This window comes from Streptomyces phytophilus (assembly GCF_013870535.1).
GTDB classification, from domain to species: Bacteria; Actinomycetota; Actinomycetes; order Streptomycetales; family Streptomycetaceae; genus Streptomyces; species Streptomyces phytophilus.
Map to the genome: position 1 here is coordinate 1 of NZ_JACBXC010000479.1, position 4276 is coordinate 4276.

4 protein-coding genes and 2 pseudogenes are annotated in these 4276 nt (G+C 70.9%); 5 read left to right on the forward strand and 1 reads right to left on the reverse strand.

Annotated elements, in window-relative coordinates:
- Positions 1-398 (forward strand): DUF501 domain-containing protein (locus H5J30_RS19600; protein ID WP_181788715.1); only part of this gene is annotated, 398 nt, incomplete at its 5' end.
- A complete protein-coding gene (locus tag H5J30_RS19605) occupies positions 395-1333 on the forward strand; it encodes a Ppx/GppA phosphatase family protein (RefSeq protein ID WP_181788716.1) in 939 nt (312 codons plus the stop codon). The genes H5J30_RS19600 and H5J30_RS19605, both read left to right, overlap by 4 nt.
- A gap of 48 nt (positions 1334-1381) precedes the next feature.
- Here H5J30_RS19605 and H5J30_RS36825 read toward each other — a convergent pair.
- Positions 1382-1549 (reverse strand): annotated as a pseudogene (locus H5J30_RS36825) (ASCH domain-containing protein); the annotation flags it as partial.
- Between the two features lie 20 nt (positions 1550-1569).
- Between H5J30_RS36825 and H5J30_RS19610 the strand changes: the two are divergent.
- From H5J30_RS19610 to H5J30_RS19620, 3 genes and pseudogenes are all read left to right on the forward strand, one after another.
- A pseudogene (locus H5J30_RS19610) lies at positions 1570-1995 on the forward strand (UTRA domain-containing protein); the annotation flags it as partial.
- Entirely contained in the window at positions 1992-2654 is a 663-nt protein-coding gene (locus H5J30_RS19615; protein ID WP_181788717.1) for a YdcF family protein, read from the forward strand. The pseudogene H5J30_RS19610 and the gene H5J30_RS19615, both read left to right, overlap by 4 nt.
- 269 nt (positions 2655-2923) lie before the next feature.
- Positions 2924-4276, forward strand: a 1353-nt coding sequence (locus tag H5J30_RS19620; protein ID WP_181788718.1) for an NAD(P)/FAD-dependent oxidoreductase, incomplete at its 3' end; no start/stop codon positions are given.

The following is a 4276-nucleotide window of genomic DNA, read 5'->3' on the forward strand; positions in this document are numbered from 1 at the left end:
CGGACGTCGTCGAGACGTCCCCGCGGCTGCCCGACGGCACGCCGTTCCCGACCCTGTACTACCTGACGTGCCCGCGGGCGAACTCCGCGATCGGCACGCTGGAGGCGAACGGCGTGATGAAGGAGATGACGGCCCGGCTGGCGGCGGACCCGGAGCTGGCGGCGGCGTACCGCGCGGCCCACGAGGACTACGTCGCCCGCCGCGACGCGATCGCCGAACTGCCCGGCTTCCCGAGCGCGGGCGGAATGCCCGACCGGGTCAAGTGCCTGCACGTGCTGGTCGCGCACGCGCTGGCGGCGGGCCCCGGGGTGAACCCGCTGGGGGACGAGGCGCTGGCGATGCTGCCGGAGTGGTGGGCGAAGGGACCGTGCGTGACGGCTGGGGAGGCCGCGGAATGACCCGGGTGGCAGCAGTGGACTGCGGTACGAACTCCATCCGCCTGCTGGTCGCGGACGTCGACGCGGCCACCGGCGAACTGAAGGACCTGGACCGCCGGATGGAGATCGTCCGGCTCGGCCAGGGCGTGGACCGTACGGGCCGGCTGGCGCCCGAGGCACTGGAGCGCACCTTCGCGGCCTGCCGCCGGTACGCGGCGATCATCGAGCGCCTGGGCGCGGTCCGCACCCGCTTCGTCGCCACGTCGGCCTCCCGCGACGCCGAGAACCGCGCGGATTTCGTCCGCGGCGTGGAGGAGATCCTCGGCGTCCGCCCGGAGGTCATCACCGGCGACGAGGAGGCCGCGCTGTCCTTCACGGGCGCCACGAAGGAACTGTCCGGCCGGCTGCCGGGCCCGTACCTGGTGGTCGACATCGGCGGCGGCTCGACGGAGTTCGTCGCGGGCACGGACGAGGTCGAGGCCGCCAGGTCCGTGGACATCGGCTGCGTCCGCCTCACCGAACGCCACCACTTCGCCGACCCCCCGACCCCGGAGCAGATCGCGGCGGCGAAGGCCGACATCGCCGCGGCCCTGGACACGGCGGAAGCCGCGGTCCCGCTCCGCGACACGACCACCCTGGTCGGCCTGGCCGGCTCGGTCACCACGGTCGCGGGCATCGCCCTGGACCTCCCCGCCTACGACACGGCGGCCCTGCACCACACCCGCATCCCGGTGGCCCGCATCCGCGACATCACCGACTCCCTCCTCAAGGCGACCCACGAACAACGCGCCGCGATCCCGGTCATGCACCCGGGCCGCGTCGACGTGATCGCCGCGGGAGCACTGGTCCTGCTGGCGGTGATGGAACGCACGGGCGCCCCGGAGGTGGTCGTCAGCGAACACGACATCCTGGACGGCCTCGCGTATCGCTGCGCCGCAGCCGACGAAGGGCTCTGACCTGCTGTAACACATGTCCGGCCTACCCGTCGTGCGGGCTCGCGGTGCTCACGTCCCGATGAGCTCGATACCGATGGCGAGGGCGCCGAGAGCTTCTTTTTCGGGACCGTAGATGCTCCGGATGTTCGCGAGCTGCTACTCGCGCGAGGAAGTCGGATTGACGTTCTCCGGGCCCTCACCGTCGAGCAGCGCCCCGAAGTTCGGGTATTCGGTGACCCCGTACGTCGACGGTTTCTGCTCAGGCGCACGGCCTGTCGGAAGGCGCGGAGGTCTACAAGCGTGCGCGGGTGGTCAAGGAAGGCTCCCAGCCCACACACACGCTGACCAGCTTCTACCGTCCCGAGCACGTCGAAGGGACCCGCCTCGTCGATCCGGCGCCGGGGCCCGCCGGTCGGGGCGGGGGCTTCCGCGTCCTGTATGACGCCGGGTACGAGATCGACCACATGCAGGAGACGCTGTTCGCGCGCATCCCCACGGCGGACGAAGCTCAACTTCTCCGGCTCGCTCCGGGCGAGTGGGTGGTGGAGCTGCATCGGACGACCTGCACGGCTGACGGCACCGTGGTGGAGTTCGCGATCGGCGTTCACGCCGCGACGCGCTTCGCATGGACCTATGACTTCAAGGTCCCCGACTCGGCGAACGCGGAGGGCGGGAACAAGTGATCTCCGCGCAGGTATGGGCCGACGCGCAGCGGCTCTGGGACTTCCAGCAGATGGGCCATGAGCCGCGGCCGTGTTCTGTTGCGATCGGGCTGGGCAGCCACGACCTCGGCGTCGCGGACACCGCCGCCGATCTCTACCACCGGGGCATGATGCCGCTGATCGTCTTCACCGGGGCGACCAGCCGCACCACACGCGACCGCATGCCGCGTGGGGAGGCCGAGCACTACCGCGAGCGGGCGAGGGAACGGGGGGTGCCCGCTGGTGCGATCCTCGTCGAGCCGCGGGCCCGGAACACGGGGGAGAACATCCGCTTCTCCCGTGCCCTGCTCGAAGAGCGGGACGTTCCGGTGTCGTCCGTCCTGCTGATCAGCAAGCCGTACGAGGAGCGGCGGGCCTGCGCGACCGCACGCAAGCTGTGGCCCGGAGTCGAGTGGCTCAGCGCGTCCACCCCCATGACCCTGACCGCGTACGTCGACTCCATCGGGGACGCGCGCCTGGTGCTCGACATGCTGGTCGGGGCGCAGCAGCGGCTCTTGGTCTACCCGCGGCAGGGGTTCATGGTCGAACAGACCGTTCCGGGCGACGTGGCCGCAGCGTACCGGCGGCTGCGCGATGCCGGTTTCACGAGCCGGCTCGTGCCGGACGAACCAAGTTCGTGAAGTTATTCACATGGTTCCGGGGCGGATTCGGGCCTCTGGCTCGGATCCTGGACTCCGCGCCGCCGCGCGGGGTGTGACAGGCGCTTTGCGTCAGAGTGACATCTGTGCGTCGCGACCGCGAAATCGCAGCTCAGCGGCCTGGCGGCGGAAATCGCCCGGCGGCCCGTGGCGAGCGCAAAAGGTGCGGCGGCGCAGTGTAGCACCACCGGGGGTGGAGCTTGTGAACCCCCTCACGAGCACCCCTCCCGTACCGGGGGGATACTCGAATCATGAGCACTACGGAGCGTCCCAGGATCCTCGTAGTAGGCGGCGGTTACGTCGGCCTTTACGCGGCGCGCCGCATCCTGAAGAAGATGCGGTACGGGGAGGCGTCGGTCACCGTCGTCGACCCGCGCTCGTACATGACGTACCAGCCCTTCCTCCCCGAGGCGGCCGCCGGCAGCATCTCCCCCCGGCACGTCGTGGTGCCGCTGCGCCAGGTCCTTCCCGGCGCCGAGGTGCTCACCGGCCGGGTCACCTCCATCGACCAGGACCGCAAGGTCGCGGTCGTCGCGCCCATCGTCGGCGGCCCCTACGAGGTGCCGTTCGACTACCTCATCGTCGCGCTCGGCGCCGTCTCGCGCACCTTCCCGATCCCCGGCCTCGCCGAGAACGGCATCGGCATGAAGGGCGTCGAGGAGGCGATCGGGCTGCGCAACCACGTGCTGGAGCAGCTCGACAAGGCGGAGTCCACCAACGACCCCGACACCCGGCGCAAGGCCCTCACCTTCGTCTTCGTCGGCGGCGGCTTCGCCGGCGCCGAGACCATCGGCGAGATCGAGGACCTGGCGCGCGACGCCGCCAAGTACTACCCCTCGATCAAGCGCGAGGACATGCGCTTCGTCCTCGTCGACGCCGCCGACAAGATCCTCCCCGAGGTCGGCCCGGCCCTCGGCAAGTGGGGTCTGAAGCACCTCCAGCAGCGCGGCATCGAGGTCTACCTCGACACCTCCCTGGAGTCGTGCGTCGACGGCCACGTCGTGCTCAAGAACGGCCTGGAGGTCGACTCCCACACCATCGTGTGGACCGCCGGCGTCAAGCCGCACCCGGTGCTGAAGGAGTACGGCCTGCCGCTCGGCCCCAAGGGCCACGTCGACACCGCCGCCACCCTCCAGGTCCAGGGCACCGACTACATCTGGGCCGCCGGCGACAACGCCCAGATCCCCGACCTCGCCGCCCGCGCCGCGGGCGCCGAGAACGCCTGGTGCCCGCCGAACGCCCAGCACGCCCTGCGGCAGGCCAAGCTCCTCGGCGACAACGTCGTGGCGGAGCTGCGCGCCTTTCCGCAGCGCCAGTACCGGCACAAGAACAAGGGCGCCGTCGCCGGCCTCGGCCTGCACAAGGGCGTCGCGATGATCAACGTGCTCGGCCGGTCCCTCAAGTTCAAGGGCCGCCTCGCCTGGTACATGCACCGCGGCTACCACGGCCTCGCCGTGCCGACCTGGAACCGCAAGATCCGGGTCTTCATGGACTGGACGCTCGGCGTCTTCCTCAAGCGCGAGGTCGTCTCGCTGGGCGCCATGGAGTCGCCGCGCGACGAGTTCTACGAGGCCGCCGCGCCGGTCACCGCCGCCGCCCGGGCC